Annotated in this window: 22 protein-coding genes; 9 read left to right on the top strand and 13 right to left on the bottom strand. The window is 62.2% G+C overall.

From position 1 onward, the window contains the following. The first annotated feature begins 21 nt into the window (after window positions 1–21). The 5 genes from ACROHD_RS05495 to ACROHD_RS05475 all read left to right on the top strand — a co-directional run bounded on the left by ACROHD_RS05495 (window position 22) and on the right by ACROHD_RS05475 (window position 3991). Window positions 22–1149, top strand: coding sequence for an SPFH domain-containing protein (locus ACROHD_RS05495; RefSeq protein WP_432676351.1), 1128 nt, complete (start codon window positions 22–24; stop codon window positions 1147–1149). Next, entirely contained in the window at window positions 1149–1550 is a 402-nt protein-coding gene (locus ACROHD_RS05490; protein ID WP_432676350.1) for a Rid family hydrolase, read from the top strand. Before ACROHD_RS05495 ends, ACROHD_RS05490 begins: the two co-directional genes overlap by 1 nt. Before the next feature lie 67 nt (window positions 1551–1617). Further along, window positions 1618–2097 (top strand): cytochrome b, encoded by a 480-nt coding sequence (locus ACROHD_RS05485; protein ID WP_432676349.1) that lies wholly within the window; start codon window positions 1618–1620, stop codon window positions 2095–2097. Between the two features lie 80 nt (window positions 2098–2177). After that, the gene (locus tag ACROHD_RS05480) at window positions 2178–3323 is read left to right on the top strand and encodes a TFIIB-type zinc finger domain-containing protein (protein WP_432676348.1); all 1146 of its coding nucleotides are present in this window, start codon (window positions 2178–2180) and stop codon (window positions 3321–3323) included. Continuing rightward, on the top strand, window positions 3320–3991 hold the full coding sequence (locus tag ACROHD_RS05475) for a nitroreductase (protein ID WP_432676347.1): 672 nt from the start codon (window positions 3320–3322) through the stop codon (window positions 3989–3991). The genes ACROHD_RS05480 and ACROHD_RS05475 overlap by 4 nt, the downstream gene beginning before the upstream one ends. A gap of 64 nt (window positions 3992–4055) precedes the next feature. On the opposite strand, the gene ACROHD_RS05470 is transcribed toward ACROHD_RS05475, so the two are convergent. Continuing rightward, window positions 4056–4472, bottom strand: a complete 417-nt coding sequence (locus tag ACROHD_RS05470) for an Hsp20/alpha crystallin family protein (RefSeq protein ID WP_432676346.1) — start codon at window positions 4470–4472, stop codon at window positions 4056–4058. 131 nt (window positions 4473–4603) lie between these two features. On the opposite strand from ACROHD_RS05470, the gene dtd reads away from it, so the two are divergent. Then, the gene (dtd, locus tag ACROHD_RS05465; RefSeq protein WP_432676345.1) at window positions 4604–5050 is read left to right on the top strand and encodes a D-aminoacyl-tRNA deacylase; all 447 of its coding nucleotides are present in this window, start codon (window positions 4604–4606) and stop codon (window positions 5048–5050) included. A 253-nt stretch (window positions 5051–5303) separates the two neighbouring features. On the opposite strand, the gene ACROHD_RS05460 is transcribed toward dtd, so the two are convergent. The 10 genes from ACROHD_RS05460 to ACROHD_RS05415 all read right to left on the bottom strand — a co-directional run bounded on the left by ACROHD_RS05460 (window position 5304) and on the right by ACROHD_RS05415 (window position 14298). Beyond that, entirely contained in the window at window positions 5304–6503 is a 1200-nt protein-coding gene (locus ACROHD_RS05460; protein ID WP_432676344.1) for a CaiB/BaiF CoA transferase family protein, read from the bottom strand. Beyond that, complete coding sequence (locus ACROHD_RS05455) at window positions 6500–7543, bottom strand: AbrB family transcriptional regulator (protein ID WP_432676343.1); 1044 nt, start codon at window positions 7541–7543, stop codon at window positions 6500–6502. The genes ACROHD_RS05460 and ACROHD_RS05455 overlap by 4 nt, the downstream gene beginning before the upstream one ends. A gap of 181 nt (window positions 7544–7724) precedes the next feature. Then, window positions 7725–7874 (bottom strand): hypothetical protein, encoded by a 150-nt coding sequence (locus ACROHD_RS05450; RefSeq protein WP_432676342.1) that lies wholly within the window; start codon window positions 7872–7874, stop codon window positions 7725–7727. Window positions 7875–8146: 272 nt separating this feature from the next. Further along, window positions 8147–8326, bottom strand: coding sequence for a hypothetical protein (locus ACROHD_RS05445; RefSeq protein ID WP_432676341.1), 180 nt, complete (start codon window positions 8324–8326; stop codon window positions 8147–8149). A gap of 175 nt (window positions 8327–8501) precedes the next feature. Then, window positions 8502–9785: a S8 family serine peptidase gene (locus ACROHD_RS05440; protein ID WP_432676340.1), complete on the bottom strand. Its 1284-nt coding sequence runs from the start codon at window positions 9783–9785 to the stop codon at window positions 8502–8504. A 22-nt stretch (window positions 9786–9807) separates the two neighbouring features. Beyond that, a complete protein-coding gene (locus ACROHD_RS05435) occupies window positions 9808–10413 on the bottom strand; it encodes a hypothetical protein (RefSeq protein ID WP_432676339.1) in 606 nt (201 codons plus the stop codon). After that, complete coding sequence (locus ACROHD_RS05430) at window positions 10410–10961, bottom strand: RNA polymerase sigma factor (protein ID WP_432676338.1); 552 nt, start codon at window positions 10959–10961, stop codon at window positions 10410–10412. Before ACROHD_RS05430 ends, ACROHD_RS05435 begins: the two co-directional genes overlap by 4 nt. A 70-nt stretch (window positions 10962–11031) precedes the next feature. Beyond that, the gene (locus ACROHD_RS05425) at window positions 11032–12429 is read right to left on the bottom strand and encodes a sulfatase-like hydrolase/transferase (RefSeq protein WP_432676337.1); all 1398 of its coding nucleotides are present in this window, start codon (window positions 12427–12429) and stop codon (window positions 11032–11034) included. Then, window positions 12426–13430 (bottom strand): sterol desaturase family protein, encoded by a 1005-nt coding sequence (locus tag ACROHD_RS05420; RefSeq protein ID WP_432676336.1) that lies wholly within the window; start codon window positions 13428–13430, stop codon window positions 12426–12428. Before ACROHD_RS05420 ends, ACROHD_RS05425 begins: the two co-directional genes overlap by 4 nt. A gap of 103 nt (window positions 13431–13533) precedes the next feature. Continuing rightward, window positions 13534–14298, bottom strand: coding sequence for a class II aldolase and adducin N-terminal domain-containing protein (locus tag ACROHD_RS05415; RefSeq protein WP_432676335.1), 765 nt, complete (start codon window positions 14296–14298; stop codon window positions 13534–13536). Between the two features lie 109 nt (window positions 14299–14407). On the opposite strand from ACROHD_RS05415, the gene ACROHD_RS05410 reads away from it, so the two are divergent. Further along, window positions 14408–15280, top strand: coding sequence for a LysR family transcriptional regulator (locus tag ACROHD_RS05410; RefSeq protein ID WP_432676334.1), 873 nt, complete (start codon window positions 14408–14410; stop codon window positions 15278–15280). 2 nt (window positions 15281–15282) lie between these two features. On the opposite strand, the gene ACROHD_RS05405 is transcribed toward ACROHD_RS05410, so the two are convergent. Next, window positions 15283–15720, bottom strand: a complete 438-nt coding sequence (locus ACROHD_RS05405; RefSeq protein WP_490166574.1) for a GFA family protein — start codon at window positions 15718–15720, stop codon at window positions 15283–15285. Between the two features lie 133 nt (window positions 15721–15853). Continuing rightward, window positions 15854–17029 carry a cytochrome P450 gene (locus tag ACROHD_RS05400; RefSeq protein WP_432676332.1) on the bottom strand — a complete coding sequence of 392 codons (1176 nt, stop codon included), beginning with the start codon at window positions 17027–17029 and terminating at the stop codon, window positions 15854–15856. Window positions 17030–17116: 87 nt separating this feature from the next. On the opposite strand from ACROHD_RS05400, the gene ACROHD_RS05395 reads away from it, so the two are divergent. Continuing rightward, window positions 17117–17626, top strand: a complete 510-nt coding sequence (locus ACROHD_RS05395) for a MarR family winged helix-turn-helix transcriptional regulator (RefSeq protein WP_432676331.1) — start codon at window positions 17117–17119, stop codon at window positions 17624–17626. Window positions 17627–17671: 45 nt separating this feature from the next. Further along, window positions 17672–18253, top strand: a complete 582-nt coding sequence (locus ACROHD_RS05390; protein ID WP_432676330.1) for a thymidine kinase — start codon at window positions 17672–17674, stop codon at window positions 18251–18253. Window positions 18254–18282: the final 29 nt, after the last annotated feature.

Here is an 18282-nt window from a genome sequence, read left to right as displayed (position 1 = left end):
TGATTTTCAAAGGAGGACCAGATGTCCATTTTCGATTTCCTCTCCGGCCAGTTCATTGACGTCATTCACTGGACGGACGATACCCGCGATACGATGGTCTGGCGCTTCGAACGCCATGGCCACGAAATCAAATACGGCGCCAAACTGACAGTGCGCGAGGGCCAGACAGCGGTCTTCATCCACGAAGGCCAGATGGCCGATGTGTTCACGCCGGGCCTCTACATGCTCGAAACGAACAACATGCCGATCATGACCACGATTCAGCATTGGTCGCACGGGTTCCAGTCGCCCTTCAAATCCGAAATCTATTTCGTCAACACGAACCGGTTCACGGATCTCAAATGGGGCACCAAGAACCCGATCATGCTGCGCGACCCGGAATTTGGGCCGACCCGCATCCGCGCCTATGGCACCTATACCGTTAAGGTAAAGGACGCGGGCCGTTTCATGACCGAGATCGTCGGCACCGACGGCGAGTTCACCACCGACGAAGTCACCTCGCAGATCCGCAACATCATCGTGCAGGAATTTTCCCGCGTGATCGGATCGTCTGGCATTCCAGTGCTCGACATGGCGGGCAACACCCACGATCTGGGTCGAATGATGGCCGAGGCGATTTCGGGCACCATCGATCAGTACGGGCTGGAACTGCCTGAACTTTACATCGAGAACATCAGCCTGCCGCCCGCTGTTGAAGCGGCGCTCGACAAGCGGACCTCGATGGGGGTTGTGGGCGATCTGAACAAATACACCCAATTCTCCGCCGCCGAAGCCATGACCGCCGCTGCGTCGAACCCAGGCGGAGGAGAAGCCGCCGCCGGTATGGGCCTTGGCATGGGCATGGCGATGGCGAACCAGATGGCCAATGCGATGAATCCCGGCCCCTGGGGTGCTGCACAGCAACAGCAACCCGCCGCGGCAGCCCCGCCACCGCCCCCGGTGGAACATGTCTGGCATCTGGCCGAAAACGGTCAGACCAGCGGCCCGTTCTCCAAGGCCGACCTGGGCCGCATGGCCGGCAGCGGGCAGCTCAAGCGCGAAACCTATGTCTGGACCGCTGGACAGGACGGCTGGAAGAAGGCCGAGGACGTGGCAGAGCTCGCGCAGCTCTTCACCGTCATGCCCCCGCCCCCGCCCCCGGGCGCCTGATGCGTCAGGCTGTGTTACCCGAAAGCCTGAGGGATGCGGTCGCAGCAACCGGTTTCTCCCCCGCCATCCGCGCGGGGGAGTTTCTTTTTCTGACCGGTGCAACTGGCGGTCTGCCTGACGGAACCATGCCCGCAACCGGGGGCGCACAGGCAGAGGTGGCGCTTGGCAAGGCGCTCACAGTTCTGAATGCCGCCGAGCTTGGCCCCGAGGCCGTCGTGGAGCTGACGAGTTATCACACAGCCATCGCGGAGGATTTTGACGACATTCAGTCGGTTGTGACGCGCCTGCTCGGGACGCCCCTGCCTGCCTGGACCGCTGTCGAGGTTGCCGGTCTGCGCCGCCCCGGCGCCCGGGTCGAATTTCGCATCGTTGCGCATGTTCAGGGGGCCGAAAATCCCTAAGGCAGAGACGACGGAACCTGCCTTCTGCCGCGTGACATAATTGGACATCCCGCAATACGGAGCCCCCATGGAACACCCCCTCGGCTATTCCCGCCTGCAAATTGCGCTTCACTGGCTGATTGCCATCCTGATCCTTGCTGCATGGGCCACCCATGAAGGCATGGGCCGCCTGCTGGAAGCCCGTATCGAAAGCGGCATCCTGACGCCCAACCCACATGCCATCCTTGGGCTCGCCGTCTTCGTGCTGGTTCTTATCCGCGTGATCGTACGCCACCGGCAAGGTGCGCCCGGTCCGGTGCCGGGCAGTTCCGCCATGGCCGAGGCCGCCGCGCTTTGGGGGCACCGGCTGCTCTATCTGCTGATGATCCTTACGCCCATTGGTGGGGCCATCACCTGGTTCGGCGGCATCGAGGCCCTGGGCGAAGGCCATGAGCTGCTTGGCAATGCGCTGATGATCGTGGCGCTTGGCCATGCGGTTGTGGCGATCCTGCATCAGCTTGTCCTGAAGGACGGCACGATGACCCGGATGCTGCGGCCGCGCCGATAGACTCAACCGGCTTATTCCCTTGAATTACGTCCTGTCGCGTTCAAAGATGCGCCAGGACCATAAACCGATTTCAGAGAACCATGAGCGATTTACCCCCCACCCCGCCCGGATCAGAGCCCGAGCCGGACAGCCCCGACGCCCTCGCCAATTCGGAACATCGCTTCCCCTGCGATCAATGCGGCTCGGATTTCCGGTTTGACCCCGAGGAGGGCAAGCTGATCTGCGATCATTGCGGCAACGAAAAGGATTTCGAAACCGCCGATCTGCCCGAGATCCGCGAGATGGATTTCGAGACAGCTCTACGCTCAGGCCTCGATGCTGCCGAAATGGAGGAAATCCGCGTTACCCCCTGCCCCAATTGCGGCGCACAGGTGGAGTTCAACTCGGACGTCCATTCCACCGAATGCCCGTTCTGCGCCACCCCGGTGGTCACCGACACGGGCACACATCGGCATATCAAGCCCAAGGCGGTGCTGCCCTTCAAGCTGGAAGAACGCGACGCCCACAAGGCGATGACAGATTGGCTGGGACGTCTGTGGTTTGCGCCCAATGGGCTTAAGGAATACGCCCGTCAGGGTCGCAGCCTGGATGGCATCTACGTGCCCTATTGGACCTATGACGCCCAAACCGCCAGCCGCTACCAGGGTCAGCGCGGGACAATCTACTATGTGACCAGAACCGTCACCCGCGATGGCAAACCCACCCAGGTCCGGGAACAGAAAATCCGCTGGACCAATGTCCGTGGCCGTGTCAGCCGTTTCTTCGACGATATCTTGATCCTGGGCTCCCGCTCTCTGCCCAAAAGCTACACCGACAATCTCAAGCCCTGGAACCTGAGCGAACTTGAACCCTACCAGCCTCATTACCTCGCCGGGTTCATGGCCGAAGGCTACACGGTCGATGTAGAGGAGGGGTTCGAGGAAGCCCGCGACATCATGGACGCGCAGATCCGCCGCGACATCAACGCCGATATCGGTGGCGACCGGCAGCGCATCAGCCATGTGAACACCGATGTGTCCGAGATCACCTTCAAGCATATCCTGCTGCCGGTCTGGATGGCCGCCTACAAATACAAGGGCGAAAGTTATCGTTTCGTGGTGAACGGCCAGACCGGCAAGGTTCAGGGTGAACGGCCCTGGTCCGCGATCAAGATCGCTATTGCCGTGGTCGTCGGGGCCGCCGTTGCCGCAGGTCTGGCCTATCTCTACATGATGTCCCAGCAATGACCGATGCCGAGGTGCTGGCCCGCATCCTGGACGCCCGGCATTCTTGCCGGGCGTTCCTGTCAGATCCGCTGCCGCGCGAGGTGATCGAAGAGATCGTCACCGAGGCGCAAAAAGTTGCCAGCTGGTGCAATGCTCAGCCCTGGCAGCTGGTGGTGACGGGGGCGGAAGAAACCGGTCGGTTGCGCGCGGCGCTGGCCGAAGAGATGAAGACCGCCAGCCATACGCCGGACATCCCGTTCCCCGAGCGCTATTCCGGTGTCTACAAGGACCGACGCTCCATCTGTGGCTGGCAACTTTATGGTGCCGTGGGGGTCGAAAAGGGCGACCGAGAGGGCTCGCACCGGCAAATGATGGAAAACTTCCGCTTCTTCGGCGCGCCGCACGTCGCGGTGTTGACCTCCGAGGCGGAGCTCGGACCATATGGCCTGGTTGATTGCGGCGGTTTCCTGACCGCGCTGACGCTGGCGGCCACCGCGCGCGGGGTTGCCACGATCCCGCAGGCCGCCCTGGCCAGCTACGCGCCTTTCCTGCACCGGTTCTTCAACCTGTCTGAGAACCGTACAATTGTCTGTGTGATAAGCATGGGCCGGGAAGATGACAGCCACCCGGCCAACAGGTTTCGCACCAGTCGCGCGGCCCTTAACGAAACGCTCCGCTGGCAGGGCTAGGCGCGACCAACGTCCTTGCAAGGACGTTCCAAGGGGCTTGCAAGCCCCTTCGCCGCGCCCGGTCTCAGCCTTTTCGCACCTCGATCCGCTTGGTCTCTGGGCTGGCAGGCGTAGATTTCGTTACCGTCACCGTCAGCACCCCATCCTTCAGATCGGCACTCACAGCTCCTTCATCGGCATCGGGCGGTAGTCGGAAACTGCGCGAAAACGCCCCGTATTGCCGTTCGCTGAAATACCAAGTCTCGCCTGTTTCCTCCCGGCTCGACTTTTTCTCGCCCTTCACCGTCAGCACCCCGTCATGGACGCTCACGTCGATATCCTTGTCCGCAACCCCGGGCAGTTCCACCACCACGCGGTAACTGCCCTCATCCACCGCCGCCTCAGAGGCCGGTGCAAACCAGTCTGCCACGTGGCGACCAACCGTGCGGAAGGGCTCGAAGACCGAGGGCCATCCGCCGGACGTATGCGATTTTTCAACCATTGCGATCCTCCTTTATCCTGGACAAGCGCTGCGCTTGTCATGGCAGGAGTCTGCCGCAGATCCCCAGAAATCGCCTTGATTTCAGTCAAGATTTCCGCACTCTCCCCGCAGAAACAAAAGGAACTTCCACTATGCGGGCCCTTATTCAACGCGTCAGCGAAGCCTCCGTTCAGGTCGACGGACAGATCGTCGGCCAGACCGGGCGCGGCCTGCTGATCCTCGTCTGCGCCATGCAAGGCGATACAGAGGCAAAGGCCGAAACACTCGCCAACAAGATCTCCAAACTGCGTATCTTCCAGGACGACGCCGGAAAGATGAACCTCAGCCTGGCTGCCATAGAGGGTAGCGCTCTGGTGGTGAGTCAGTTCACCCTCGCTGCGGATACCTCACGCGGGAACCGGCCCGGATTTTCCACCGCCGCAGCCCCCGCAGACGGCGACCGGCTCTACCAGCATTTCGCGGCCCATCTCGCCAGCCTCGGCATTCCCACCGAAACCGGCCGGTTTGGCGCTGACATGAAGGTCTCCCTCATCAATGACGGGCCTGTCACCATCTGGATCGACACCGAAGCCACCTAAAGCCCCTGCCCTTCTTCTTGGCAAAAACACTCAGATCCCGAACCGATCAACCACCGCGCGCAGCCGGTGATCCATCCCGGCTCAGGTGCCACAATCGCGCGGCAGCGCGGCCCGGCGAGGCCTCCGCCATCAAGGGGCAGGTTGAGCCGGGCCGCTCCCCGCTATCTGCCCATTGGATCCGGTCCCAAAGACCACTGCCGATGCACAACACCCAGTCACACCCTGGCAACGGATCCGCCGCACCAGGACGCGCCTAGATCACCCCGGCATCGGTCAGTTGGCGCAGATCCTCTGCCTCCAGCCCGATTTCCCCGTAAACCTCCGCACAATCCGCGCCCAATGCGGGCGGGCCTGCTTCAACCTCTGGGGCGGCGCCATCCAGTTTCACCCCCGGACGCAAGACCTGCACAGGGCGATCCACACCGGGAACATCCTTGAAACACGCGACCAAGCCCCGGTCGGCCACCTGCGGGTGGGCCAGCGCCTCGGGTACAGACAAAACCGCGCCAGCCGGCACGCCAAGCGCGTTCAGCTCTCGTGCCCAGTCCCTGGCAGGCTTCCCCTCCAGCCGCGCCTCGATCAGCGCGCGCAGCGCATAGCGGTTGCGCTTTCGGTCTTCGCGCGTCGCGTAATCAGGATCATCCAGCAACGCCTCCAGCCCCAAGTGCCGCGCCAGCGCCTGCCATTGTTCATCCTTGTTGGCGGCGATGTTCACCAGCCCACCCTTGCAGCGAAACGCGCCCGAGGGGGCGGAGGTGGTGTTTTCGTTGCCATGCGCGCCGGGCTCTACCCCCGCGATCAGGTAGTTCGACACCGCCCACCCCATCGTGGCCAGCACCGCCTCCAGCATCGACACGTCGATGACGCAGCCGCGTTCTGGCGCATTCAGGGCAGACGCAATCGCCATCGCCGCCGTCAGCCCGCCGATCGTATCGGCAATCGGATATCCCACCCGCAACGGCGCGCTGTTCGCGTCACCCGTGATCGACATGACACCCGACACGCCCTGCACGATCTGGTCATAGGCGGGCCGCTCCACCCATGGCCCATCCTGCCCAAACCCGGAAATCGCGCAATAGATCAGCCGTGGGTTTTCCGCGCGCAGCACATCCGGCCCGACGCCCAACCGCTCCATCACACCGGGGCGAAAATTTTCCACCAGCACATCCGCGCCCCGCACAAGCGCCTTCAAGATCTCTACCCCACGCGGGTGTTTCAGGTTCAGTGTGACCGATTTCTTGCCCGCATTCTGTGCCAGAAAAGAGACCCCCATACCTGCCGCGTTCAACGCCGGATCAGCCCCCAGCTGACGGGCCAGATCACCACGCCCCGGGGCTTCGACCTTGATCACCTCGGCCCCCATATGGGCCAGTTGATGGCAGGCGAAGGGACCCGCCAGAACGTTGGTCAGATCAAGGACTCGGATACCGGCAAGGGGCTTGGGGGCGGTCATGTCTCGGGCTCCGTTCTGGGCAGGAAGGCTGGGACAAGGAAGGTCAGCAGCAGGATGCGGAAGGCGTGGTGGAAGGCCACGAAGGCCGGGTCGGCATCCAGCATCACTGACAGGGCCGCCATGGTTTCAAGCCCACCCGGTGCATAGGCAATCAACAGATTTGTCACCGGCAATCCCAGAACCCAATGCATCGACAACGCCGCGCCAAGCGTGGCGACCAACGCCAGCGCCGCCAGCACCGCAGCCGCACCAGAAGCCCGAAGGATCTGCGTTACCGAGATCCCGGAAAAGCGGGTGCCGATCAGCGTTCCCATAATCGCAAAGCTGGGGACAGCGACCCAGACGGGCACCAGACCGGGCGTTGCACCCGTGCCATGGCTCAGCGCCGAAACCACAAAGCCCCCCATCAGAAAGGCCGCGGGCAGGCGGATACGTTTCAACCCTGCCCCCAACAAAGCGGCAAGGGCCAGAATCAGTCCCAGATGGATCAGGGACATGACCGGCTCGGGCCGGGCCGACATGCTCAGATCCGCATCCGTCAGCAGACCGACCGCAAGCGGCACCAGAAGCGTCAGGATCAACACCCGCAGCGATTGCGCCACGGTGATCGTCGAAAGGTCGGACTTGGTGTCAGCTGACAGCGACAGGATATAGCTCAGATGGCCAGGGGTCGCCGCCAGCAACGCCGAGATCCGGTCGAACTCCAGAAACCGCTGCAACAGCGCAGCGCCCCCCAGGAAGATCACCAACAGTGCCAGGCTCAACGCAACAAGGCTAAGCGGCCAATTGGCGGCTGCGGCCAGGATCTCCGGGTTCACTCCGGTTCCCATCGAGGTTCCGATGACCAGAAAGCAGCCATCGCGCAGCACAATAGGCACCCGCGTGCGCATACCCATCACCCCGACGAGGGTCACCAGGGCCGCAGGCCCGGTCAAATAGGGTGCTGGCAAATGCAGTAACGTCGCCAAAAGCGCACCAATGGTCCCCACGGCCAGGGTGGTGGCAAGAGTCGCAGGATCATGAGGTAGCCACTGTCGCATGTCGTCAGTGATACGCGCCCGGGCCTGCGGCGCAAAGCCCGCGAAACACGCGTTGCGCTATGTGCAACGGGCTGGTTCTGATCTTGACGCGGTGAAAAAGAAGATGCCCGGTCCGGGGGCGGACCGGGCATCATGGCACCGAACAAGGGACGGGGGCGTTCGGCGCCGGAAAAGCAGCCGGTTAGACGGAAAACAAGGGGCTGCGATATTGAAAATTGATTTCGTCATCACCACCGATCATCTGGCCATAACGGACGGGCAGCGGCTGCCAGAAATCCAAGGCAACCGTTGAGGGAACCCGCTTCAGGCTGACCGAGACAAATGTCAGCATGCACTTAAGAAATCGTGACACGGTACGCTCCCTCTCTTTCAGCGCAATTGCTGCGCGTTACAGGCATAGGTCGGGCGACAAAGCGATCCGGTTCAAAGATTTTTCATCTTTGTCCGAGGTCATGCGTTGCGGCGCGTCTCTGCCAAAAAAAGCCGGTCCATACCTCTAGGGATATGGGCCGGAAAGGTGCCGATCCGGACGAGGGGCCGGGGATCGGTCAGACGAGGGACAGTCCCGTGGCAGGTAACGGTGGCCACGGGGGCACCGACGGGTCAGCCCTGGATCGCGCGGCGGAAATTGGTTAGCCGGGCGCGCCCTGCGGAACGATCCGCGCGGGGGGCCACAACCACAACATCGCGCTGAGAACCGGCAGCGTCACTGCGGATCCGCAAGTGATCGCCAGACTGGTTGCGGCGGGCGGCGAAAGCGAGGGGCGAAAGAAAACGGGTCATGGCTGCGATCCTGATGGCTATGGCTTGGGCAGGAAGAACTGCCCTGATGCCTATAGGTCGGGTCACAGCCGCATCTGGTTCAAAAACAGTTCTGCGCCGCGTTCACGCCAACATCTCAAAAGAAAACCGGCCCCCACCGGGCCGGCTTCCACAAAAAATCGCAGGGCGTGTGACTTCAGCAACCGCCGCGCACCAGTCCCCAACCAAACCGAGAATCGAACCCATCCGGGCCCAGATCCACGGCAGATCCCCTAAGGCGTTCGCGGATCTGGGTCAGGCTTGCGCCACTGCCTGCCCCTAGCCGCGCCGCAAGCGCCGTGACGATGGGGGCCGCATAGGAGGTGCCTGACGCATAGTTGCCGCCACGCGATGACGCGACATAAAGATCGACGCCGGGGGCGGCGAACTCGATATGGTCACCGAAATTCGCATCGCGATAGCGGCGGAAGGCGGCGTCTACGGCCGTCACGGCAATGACAGACGGATGCCCTGCAGGGAAAGCCAGCCGTTCACGCCCGTCATTGCCAGCCGCGGCGATCATGATCGCTCCACGCGCAGCGGCACTGTCCAGAACGCCGGAAAGAACCGGGTTGTCCGGCCCCGCAAAGGACATGTTGATCAGGCGCACATCCTGCTGAAGAAGCCATTCGATTGATGTGGCAATACGTTCAATATCCGCACCGGCATCACCGCGTGCTTCGGTAAAGGCCGAAACCGCATAAAGCGTGGCACCGGGGGCAAAACCACCAAGCGCACCAGAGGGGTCCTGGCCCACAATCAGCGCGGCCACTGCGGTGCCGTGATTGATCGCTGGTGGGACTTCCCCGTCGGACAGAAAGCTTCTGGACACCACTTGCGCCCCGGCCAGCGCCGGGTGTTCGGGGTCAACCGGCCCGTCGATCAGGCCAATGGCATGACGCCCCACGGGGCAAGCTCCGGGGGCGGCATCGCCGATCATGGTTGCCGCATAGACCCGAGGTCGCGCCTGAGACAGCTCGTAGATGTGATGAAGTCCAACATGCGTGTTGGGCGCGACCTGATCGAGGATCGAGTTGGCCCGGCGAACCCCAAACCGCCAGCGGAAATCATAAACCGCAATGCGAATGCCCAAGGTGGGGAGATCACGATAGCGCAGCAACTGCGCACCGGCATCCGTCAATCCAACCCGAGACGCTTCGAATTCCGAGATCGGGCCACTGACGATATACTCGGGCATACCAGAGGGCGAGACAACGGCACGGGGATGACCAGAGCCATCTCTGCCTGCAATGCCTTCGCCGTCTTCTTCATTCGAATGATAGGGATAATAGTCATCGCAAGGTCCGTCACATTGACCAGGGCTGGTCGGCCCCCCGGTTCCCGGATCGGTCGGATCGGTCGGTTCGGTCTGTGCACCCGCGATTGTCACCTGAAGGGCCAGCACAAAAGCCGTGGCGAAAAAGAAAAAAGATCGAAACATCGGCTGAAGCCTTAAACTGCGGTTATTGAACGTCCTCGACAATAGCCGAAGCCGAGAGCGCTGCAAGAGCAGCATCCGAAGCCTCTGCATCGATCAGGCCAAGCCCGTAAATGCCAAGCGCCGAGGGGCCCGAGACGATCTCCAGCCCGGCTTCCAGCAACAGAGCGCGCAGTTCGGCTTCTGTCGCATCGGGGGCGAAGACCACGGTGAAATCCGCCGCTGAACCGCCGCTGGCAAGGGTGAAGCCCGCGGGTTCCGCGCTATCCATCGGCGCGGTGCCAGGGCCAACCTGCTGCAGGTTGAACCCGATACCCACGGCCAGCACCACCGCTGCAGCGACCTGCCATATCCGCAGGCGCATCAGCGGCACAACGTTATCATTGGCGGCGACGGGCGCAGCTACGCGGGTTTCGGCATCAACATCGCGCATCAGCCGGGCCAGACCGAATTCACCCGGACTTGCGACCTCTTCGGCCTGCATCGTCTGCCGGATCGCGGTCAGCGCGGCCAGTTCGGCGCGCAGATCGGCGTCTTCGGCCAGCGCCGCGTCAACGGCGGCCAGATCGGCGCCTTCAAGGGTTCCATTGGCCCGGAAGGGCAGCAGTTCGTGGAGTTGCTCGTTGGTCATGCCACACCTCTTTCCACACGGCCCGACAGGCAGCGCATCAGCAGTTTCTTGGCATGGAAGATACGGGTTTTGATCGTGCCCTCCGGCACCCCTGACACCTCGGCGATTTCGCCGTAGGTCATGTCCTGGTAGAACGCCAGGGTGATCGCCGAGCGGTGATCGTCCTTCAGCGTCTCCAGGCAATGCCTCACATGCTCGGCCTCCTGGCCGGCAGCAAGGCAGGTTTCCTGATCGGGGCCGTCATCTGCCATGTCCGGTGTTTCATCGGTCAGGTCCATACGGCCGCGCTTGCGCATCGCATCGATGCTTTTTCTGTAGGCTATTCCGAAAATCCAGGTCTGCACTTTCGATCTCCCTTCAAAGCGGCCGGCGGAACGCCAGACATCCATGAACACTTCATGGAGTATGTCGTTTGCCTCGTGGGGATCGTTCAATCTGGAGACGATAAATTTGTAGACCGGGCGTTCGAGCGCACGATAAAGGGCCGCCAAGGCCTGCTTATCGCCCTGCGCGATCTGCGCGATCAGGAACTTGTGATCTTCATTCATGAAATAGGCCCGTCCTGCCTGTTGGGCCAGACTTACCCGGTTTGGCGCCCCTCGCCAAGTGGGGCTTGGGTCAGGTTTCCCCGACTTTCGTGAAGTTCCATTGGGGAATGCCCAAGATTGCATCCCGCCCGCCATGCAGCTGAACTTTTTGGGCTTGATCGGCATGAGCGCGGGCGTTCACCGCCTCTACGTCCATGATCTGGGCGAGCCGTTTTTCGGCAAACAAGAGAATCTCTGGGCGCGCTTTGGCAAGGTCATCCGTTTCGCCCGGATCGGCGGTCAGGTCGAACAGTTGCGGCCAGTGGCCTTCTGCGTAGTGAACGTATTTCCACTGCATCCCGTTGCGGGCCTGCCAACGCAGCATCGTCATGCCGACCGAACAGCCCCCATCATGATATTCCGACAGAACCACGCGATCCGGGTCAGGCGAGCCCAGAAGCGAGCGGCCGGAAAAGCCGTTTGTCCCAAGCCCCATGACGTCAGCGAGTGTCGGCGCAATGTCGATCAGGCTGACTGGATCGGCTCTGCGCCCGGCCATAACCCCCGGCCCAGCCATGATCAGCGGAACACGAGTTGATGCCTCATACATTACGGATTTGGTCCAGAACCCCTTTTCCCCCATCATGTCACCATGGTCCGAGGTGAAGATGACCAGTGTATCGTCCGCCTGCCCGCTCGCCTCCAGCGCCGCCAGCACCTTGCCCACCTCGGCATCCACGAAACTGCATAAGCCGCGATAGGCGGCATGGGCCAGCCCCCGCGCCTCGTCCATGAAATGCCGGTCATGCGCAAAGAACCCGGCGATCTCGCGCAGGATGGGATGGTCAGGGACCTCCTCCGCCGGGCGCACATAGTCCGCAGGGTCATAGAGCGACAGGAATTCCTCCGGCGCGATCAGCGGGTAATGTGGGCTGAGATACGACACGAAGGCCGCCCATGGCCTTGCCTTGCGTTCCGGCTCTGCCAGCCACGCGCAGGCGGCCTCGGTCACGCCCAGGTCATAGCGCGTGTAGCCGGTCCAGCCCGCGCCCAGTTCCTCCGCCAGTCCCGCCGTCGCGTCGTAGCGCGGCACCGGGCGACGGACGAGACCCAGAAGCCAGCCCTTGCCCTCATGCACATGGAGCGGCTGGATCTGCCGCTCGAACCCGGTGTCGTCGCCCTCATTCCGGAAATGCAGCTTGCCGATGGACACGGCCTCCACCCCGCCCTCGCGCAACCGATGTCCCCAGGAGGGCAACACACCGTCATAAGGCTCTGCCGAGGACCAGTGGCCGGTTTCATGCACATACCGCCCGGTGGCGATCGCCGCCCGCGCGGGAACGCAGATGGGCGAGGGCGTGTAGGCCGCGTCGAAGACCATCCCGCGCGCCGCCAGCGCGTCGATATGGGGCGTCTTTGCCCCAAGTGACGAGGCGGACCCCACGGCCCACCACGCCATTTCATCGACCATGAGGAAGAGCGTGTTCACCGCGTATACATCTGCTTCTTGAAGGCCCGCGTCCGCTCCGTCGCGGCAGCGGATCCGTCGTGATAGGTACCGAACCACTTGTCGAACGGGATCTCGGACGTGCCGTAGTTGCACTCGAAATAGCGGTGGTGCAGCTGGTGAAAGAAATCCCCCGCCTTCAGCGCTTCGGCCTCGCCCGCCTTCACCTTCTCGAACCCGGAATGCGACAGCACCGGGCTGACCTGCTGGAAATAGATGTGAAACATCAGGTGCAGCGGGTGCGAGGGCACGACCAGATGGATGAAATAGGTCGAGAAGTAGAGCAGGTTTTCATACCAGTGGTTCGAGATGCCCGACCACGGCCCGATATTGATGTTGCGGTGATGCACGGCATGGACATGGCGATACAGCTTCGGGTGATGCGACAGCCGGTGCACCCAGTAGAAATGCAGCCCCGACCACATCGGGATGAACGCCATCCAGACCACGCACCAGACCGGCGCGGCAGCCCATGTGACCACGGGCACATAGCCATTGGCCATCGCCCACCAGATGCCCCATTGATAGACGGTCGCCACACTCATCGCGCTGCCAAGCGTCCACCAGATATTGTCCCAGACCTGGTTGCGGAAGGTGAAGACGCCATTGTCGCGGGTCAGGTCGCGGCCGTCGAACTTCTTGTGCAGCCCCTGCGACTTGCGGATGTAGAGCCACCAGTGAAGCGACCCCGCCACCAGTGTCTGCGCGCCCATGTTCAGAAGCCACACGGTCAGCATCCAGCCCGGCGCGAAGCTGCGCATTTCCTCCAGCGGCGGCAGGAAGACAGCATAGGCTATGACAGCCAGCGCCATACACAGCGTAAGCGAGGTCAGCTGCAGCCAAGCGCCCCGATACCACGCCAGAACGGCGGCGGGCCGGGGCGGCCAGGAAAACAGCGGATTTAGCGCCACGGGACCATCCGGGCGATAGTTCCAACGTTCGGCCTCCGGGTCCGGGGGCGGGTTGGCGGTCAGGTCGGTCATGTCAATCTCCTGTGATCTCTGAAACGGGGTGGGATCAGAGATCACGAGGGCGGCGGCTGGTAGGAAAAGCTCCGCCGATGTGGGGCCTGCCGCCACATGGATGTCAGCGGGCGTAGTCCGAGCCTTCCTCGTCGAGGATGGCTTTCAGTTCCGCCATGTGGCGTTCGGCCTGACCGGGATAGGTCTCGATCTCGTGCGCGGTCTTTTCAGCGATCTCGTCGGACAGCACCCGCAGCGGGCGGCCCGTCTGCAACGCGCGGATATAGGTCTCGGCTGCCCGCTCGAAATAGTAGAGCCGGTTGAATGTGTCAGCGACGCTGTCGCCCAGAACCATGACGCCGTGATTGCCCATGATCATGACCTTCTTCTTGGGGTCCTGCAGTGCGGCGGCACAGCGCTCGCCCTCGTCCTCGAAGGCCAGCCCGCCGAAATGTTCGTCCACCACATAGCGATTGAAGAAGGTCGCGGTGTTCTGGTCGATCGGCGGCAGGGTGCTGTCGGCAAGGCTGGCCAGAACAGTCGCATGGACAGAATGCACATGCATGGCGCAGCGATGATGCGGGCAGCGGCGGTGGATCGCGCCATGCAGGCCCCAGGCCGTCGGGTCAGGCGCGCCGGGCATGTCCAGCGTGTCGGGATCATTCGCATCCAGCAGCAGCAGGTCCGAAGCCTTGATCCGCCGGAAATGCACCTGGTTGGGGTTCATCAGGAACCGCGTTCCGTCCTCGTTCACGGCGTAGGAGAAATGGTTCGCCACGGCTTCGTGAAAATTCAGCCTCTCCGTCCAGCGGAATGCGGCGGCAAGGTCCACGCGTTCTTGCCAATGGGACATGTTGGGATGGCTGGCAATGCTGGCGGTCTGGGTCATTTGGGTGTTTCCTATCCTTGCAGAAGACTGCCTTGAAGCGCCCTGACTTTACCAACGATGAATTCGCAAGTATCCCATTAGAAAAACTGATCCATGACAGGAGATGCCCATGCAGCCCTCTGCCTTGCCGCCCCTTGGCTGGCTCCGCGCATTCGAGGCCGCCGCACGGCATCTTTCTTTCACGCAGGCGGCTGTGGAACTGAACCTGACCCAATCCGCGATCAGCCAGCATGTCCGCAATCTCGAAGGATTCCTTGGGCGAGAGCTCTTCATTCGCCGCACCCGTTCGTTGATGCTGACCGAGGCAGGATACAACTACCTTCCCATCGTGCGGGAAGCCTTTGACATCCTGGCCACCGGTACCCGCAGTTTCGTCGGAGGAACGCCGCAGAACACCCTGAACCTGCAATGTAATCTGGCCTTTTCCACCTTTTGGCTTGCGCCCCGCATCGCCAAGCTGAAAGCCGCCCATCCATGGCTAACGCTAAATCTTGTGACACCGATCTGGGATCCGGAGAAATTCGCCCATACCGCTGCCGTCGAGATCCGCTTTGGCCGCTTGGCCGACATGCCCGCCTCTGCGCAGATCCTGTCTCATGATCATGTGTTCCCGGTCTGCGCCCCGGGTTACGCCGACGGCAAGCCCGACTGGCGACGCGATCCGCTGTTTGAATGCGGGGGAATCATGTCGAACTGGGACTACTGGCTGGCCGGTCAGGGGCAGGTTCTGCCACCGGGCCAGCAAGTCACGATCTCGTCGAGCTACAGCTTTTCCCTATCCGTTGCCCGGTCGGGCGGCGGACTGGCCATGGGCCATGAAACGCTTTGTGGGACTTTGCTGGAAACGGGAGAGCTGATCCGCCCGTTCCCCCATCAAGCCGAGCTGCTGGAAGCCTATTTCCTGATCGCCCCACCCGACCTTGACGCCACCCGGCCAAGCCGTGCATTCTGTGACTGGCTGATGGACGAGATCAGCCGCTGACTTCAGCCATGCGCCTCGTCATCCGAAAGCGGCCGGGTACCATCATCGCCGGTCCCAAAATATTTCGGCAACCCGTCGCGCATCTCGATCCAGGGCAGGCGTTCGCCATAATAGACATGCGCCTTTGGCTCGTAGACGGACGCATCGTCCAATGTCACCGCGGGGATATGCGTTTCATCCGGCCAGCGCATGGGGTTGCGGTAAAAGACCGGCGAACCACAGCATTCGCAAAACCCACGTTCCACATCTTCAGAGGATGCGTAGTGTCCTACCGGTCCTGACCAGGTCAGCCCTGTGTCCGGCACACCGAACAGCGCCACGAAGGGGGTAGATCCCGCCCGTCGGCAGCTCTCACAGTGGCAATATGCGGCCCATCTCATCTTGCCGGTGGCCGACCAGGTCACCTTTCCGCAAAGGCATCGTCCTGAAAGTGTCGTCATGAAACACCTGAACCAAAGTAAATTAGTGTGAACCGATGTCAGCACGGGAACCGGCAGACAAGCAAGAGGACCGATGGTCACGCGATGCCAATTGACGGCAATGATGATGCGCTTCGGCCATTTCCCGCTGCGATCAGCCCGCCACCTCCCAGGCCACCGGCATCGCCAGCGGCCCCCGGAAGGCCCACCCCCCAAAGCGGCTGGCCTCGGGTGGGTTCAGCCGCAATCCTTTGAGTCGCTCGAACAGCATCGGCAAAGCCACCTCCGCGATCAGCGCCTTCGATGCCCAGGCACCGGCACAAAAATGCGGCCCCGCCCCGAAGGCGATGGAGGCGCTGACATCCTGAGTCAGGTCAAAAATATCGGGCCGATCAAAAACCGTCTCATCCCGGTTGCCCGATCCGAACATGAAGAACACCCGATCTTCCGGCTCGAAGGTTATGCCGTTTACCGTATCGCGTTTCGCAACCCGGCGCGGTGACATGCCTATCGGACTGATCCAGCGGGCATATTCCTCGAAGGCCTGCATCCACGTTTCCTGACCGCTTTGCACCATCGCCAGTTGCTCGGGATGGGTCAGCAGCGCCCAGGCTGTCCCGGCAATGGCATCGCGCGGCTCGTTCTGGCCTCCGGAAATGGCCAGCTTCACATTGGCCCGGATCTGGGCATCGCTTAACCCCGCCTGCATCTGCACGGATAGCAAAGACGTGTCCGGCGCCGCTGCCAGCTCTGGCATCCGGGCGTCGATATGGGCGTCGATCGAGGCGGTGCAGTCATGGCAATTGGCCTCGACCGCCGGATCGCCCGCGTAATTCGCACAGCCGTCAATCATGCCCTGGCTGACGCGATCCATTTCCTGATAGCTCATGTTGGTAAGGCCAGTGATCGCCTTCAGCGCCTCACCCGACACCGGCAATGCGAACTCTTTCACAAGATCACAGGAGCCAAGCGGTGCGATCCGGTCCAGCACCTCTGCCGTACGCGCCCTGAACTGTGCCGTCCACACATCGCGCACCGTTTTGGGCGAAACCGTGGGGAAGACGGCCCTGCGTTCGGCCGCGTGATCCGCCCCGTCCTTGCGCATCATGTTCTGGCCCATAAGCACCGTCATCAGCCCCTCGGGCTGGTCCGAGGAAAACACGTCGACCCGCTTTTCTTCGCGGAAGATGTCGTCGCGCCGCGTAATCAACGTTGCCCCCAGCTGGGGCACATAGGCAATCGGCGCCCTGCTCCGCATGTGCTTGAGAGTTGGGTAGGGATCGGCCCAGAATCCTTTGGGGTCTATTTCGAAGACGGGAGCGTCGGACATGGCTCTCCTCCAGTGTTGTCATGTCAACACCAGCGACGATGGCGCATCACTGTTGTCATGTCAACATGCTTCCCCTACCCTGTCACCATGACCGCCGATCTGCCCGACGACCTGTTCCTGATTCATCCCGATGACACGGGCGGACCGGCCACGCCGACTCTCAGCTTTTCGCGCAGCCCTACGGTTCTTCTGAACTTCACCGCCAACCGCTTCACCCGCAGTGCCGCGCGTGCGTATCAGGACCGGTTCGGCATAGGGGCGATGGACTGGCGAATGCTGGTCATGCTGGCACGAGAACCGCGCAGCACCGCCGCCCATGCCAGCCGCAAAATCGGCATCGACAAGGCGGCCATCAGCCGGGCGCTGGCGCGGTTGGAGGCAAAAGGCCTTGTCGTCCCTGCCAATCCAGATCAGGGCAGGCTGGGGCGCGAATGGGTTCTGACCGAGGAGGGTATTGCGCTGCATGGTCGGGTTTTGGCGGAGGCGCTGAACCGGCAAAAGGCATTGCTCGACGGGTTCACGCCAGAAGAGGTGGCACAGTTCACCGGTTTCCTCAGCCGCTGTCTTGGTAATCTCGACAAGCTGGCAGGCGACTGACGCGCGGGACTTGCGCGGGGCGCGGGCTTGGGGCAAATCCTTGCCATGGCCAAGCTCTATTTCAACTACTCCACCATGAATGCGGGGAAATCGACCCTGCTGCTTCAGGCATCCTACAACTATATCGAACGGGGAATGCAGACCTATCTGCTGACCGCCGATTTCGACGACCGGGGCGGAACCGCGCAGATCGCCAGCCGTATCGGCATCGGGGCCGAAGCAGATGTCTATTCGCAGACCGACGATCTCTACGCAAAGATAGAGGCCAGGCTGAAAAGTGGTCCCTGCGCCTGCGTGCTGGTCGATGAGGCCCAGTGGATGACCAAGGATCAGGTCTGGCAACTGGCCCGCGCTGTGGATGATCTGCGCGTGCCGATCATGTGCTATGGGCTGCGGGTCGATTTCCGGGGGGAGCTGTTTCCGGGGTCGGCGGCGCTCTTGGCATTGGCCGATGAAATGCGAGAGGTCCGCACGATCTGCCATTGCGGCAAGAAGGCCACGATGGTGATCCGCGTGGGCGAAGACGGCAAGGCGCTGCGCGAGGGGGCGCAGATCGAGGTGGGCGGCAATGACCGCTACGTGTCCCTATGCCGGATCCACTGGCGCGAGGCGGTCGGAGACCGGTAGGGACGCGGTTTTGAAACCGCGTGGAAGGG

The sequence above is a fragment of the Nioella aestuarii genome, assembly GCF_050896395.1.
Taxonomy (GTDB): domain Bacteria; phylum Pseudomonadota; class Alphaproteobacteria; order Rhodobacterales; family Rhodobacteraceae; genus Nioella; species Nioella aestuarii.
The sequence above is the reverse complement of the archived record's forward strand: the minus strand, read 5'-3'. Positions and strand labels throughout refer to the sequence as shown.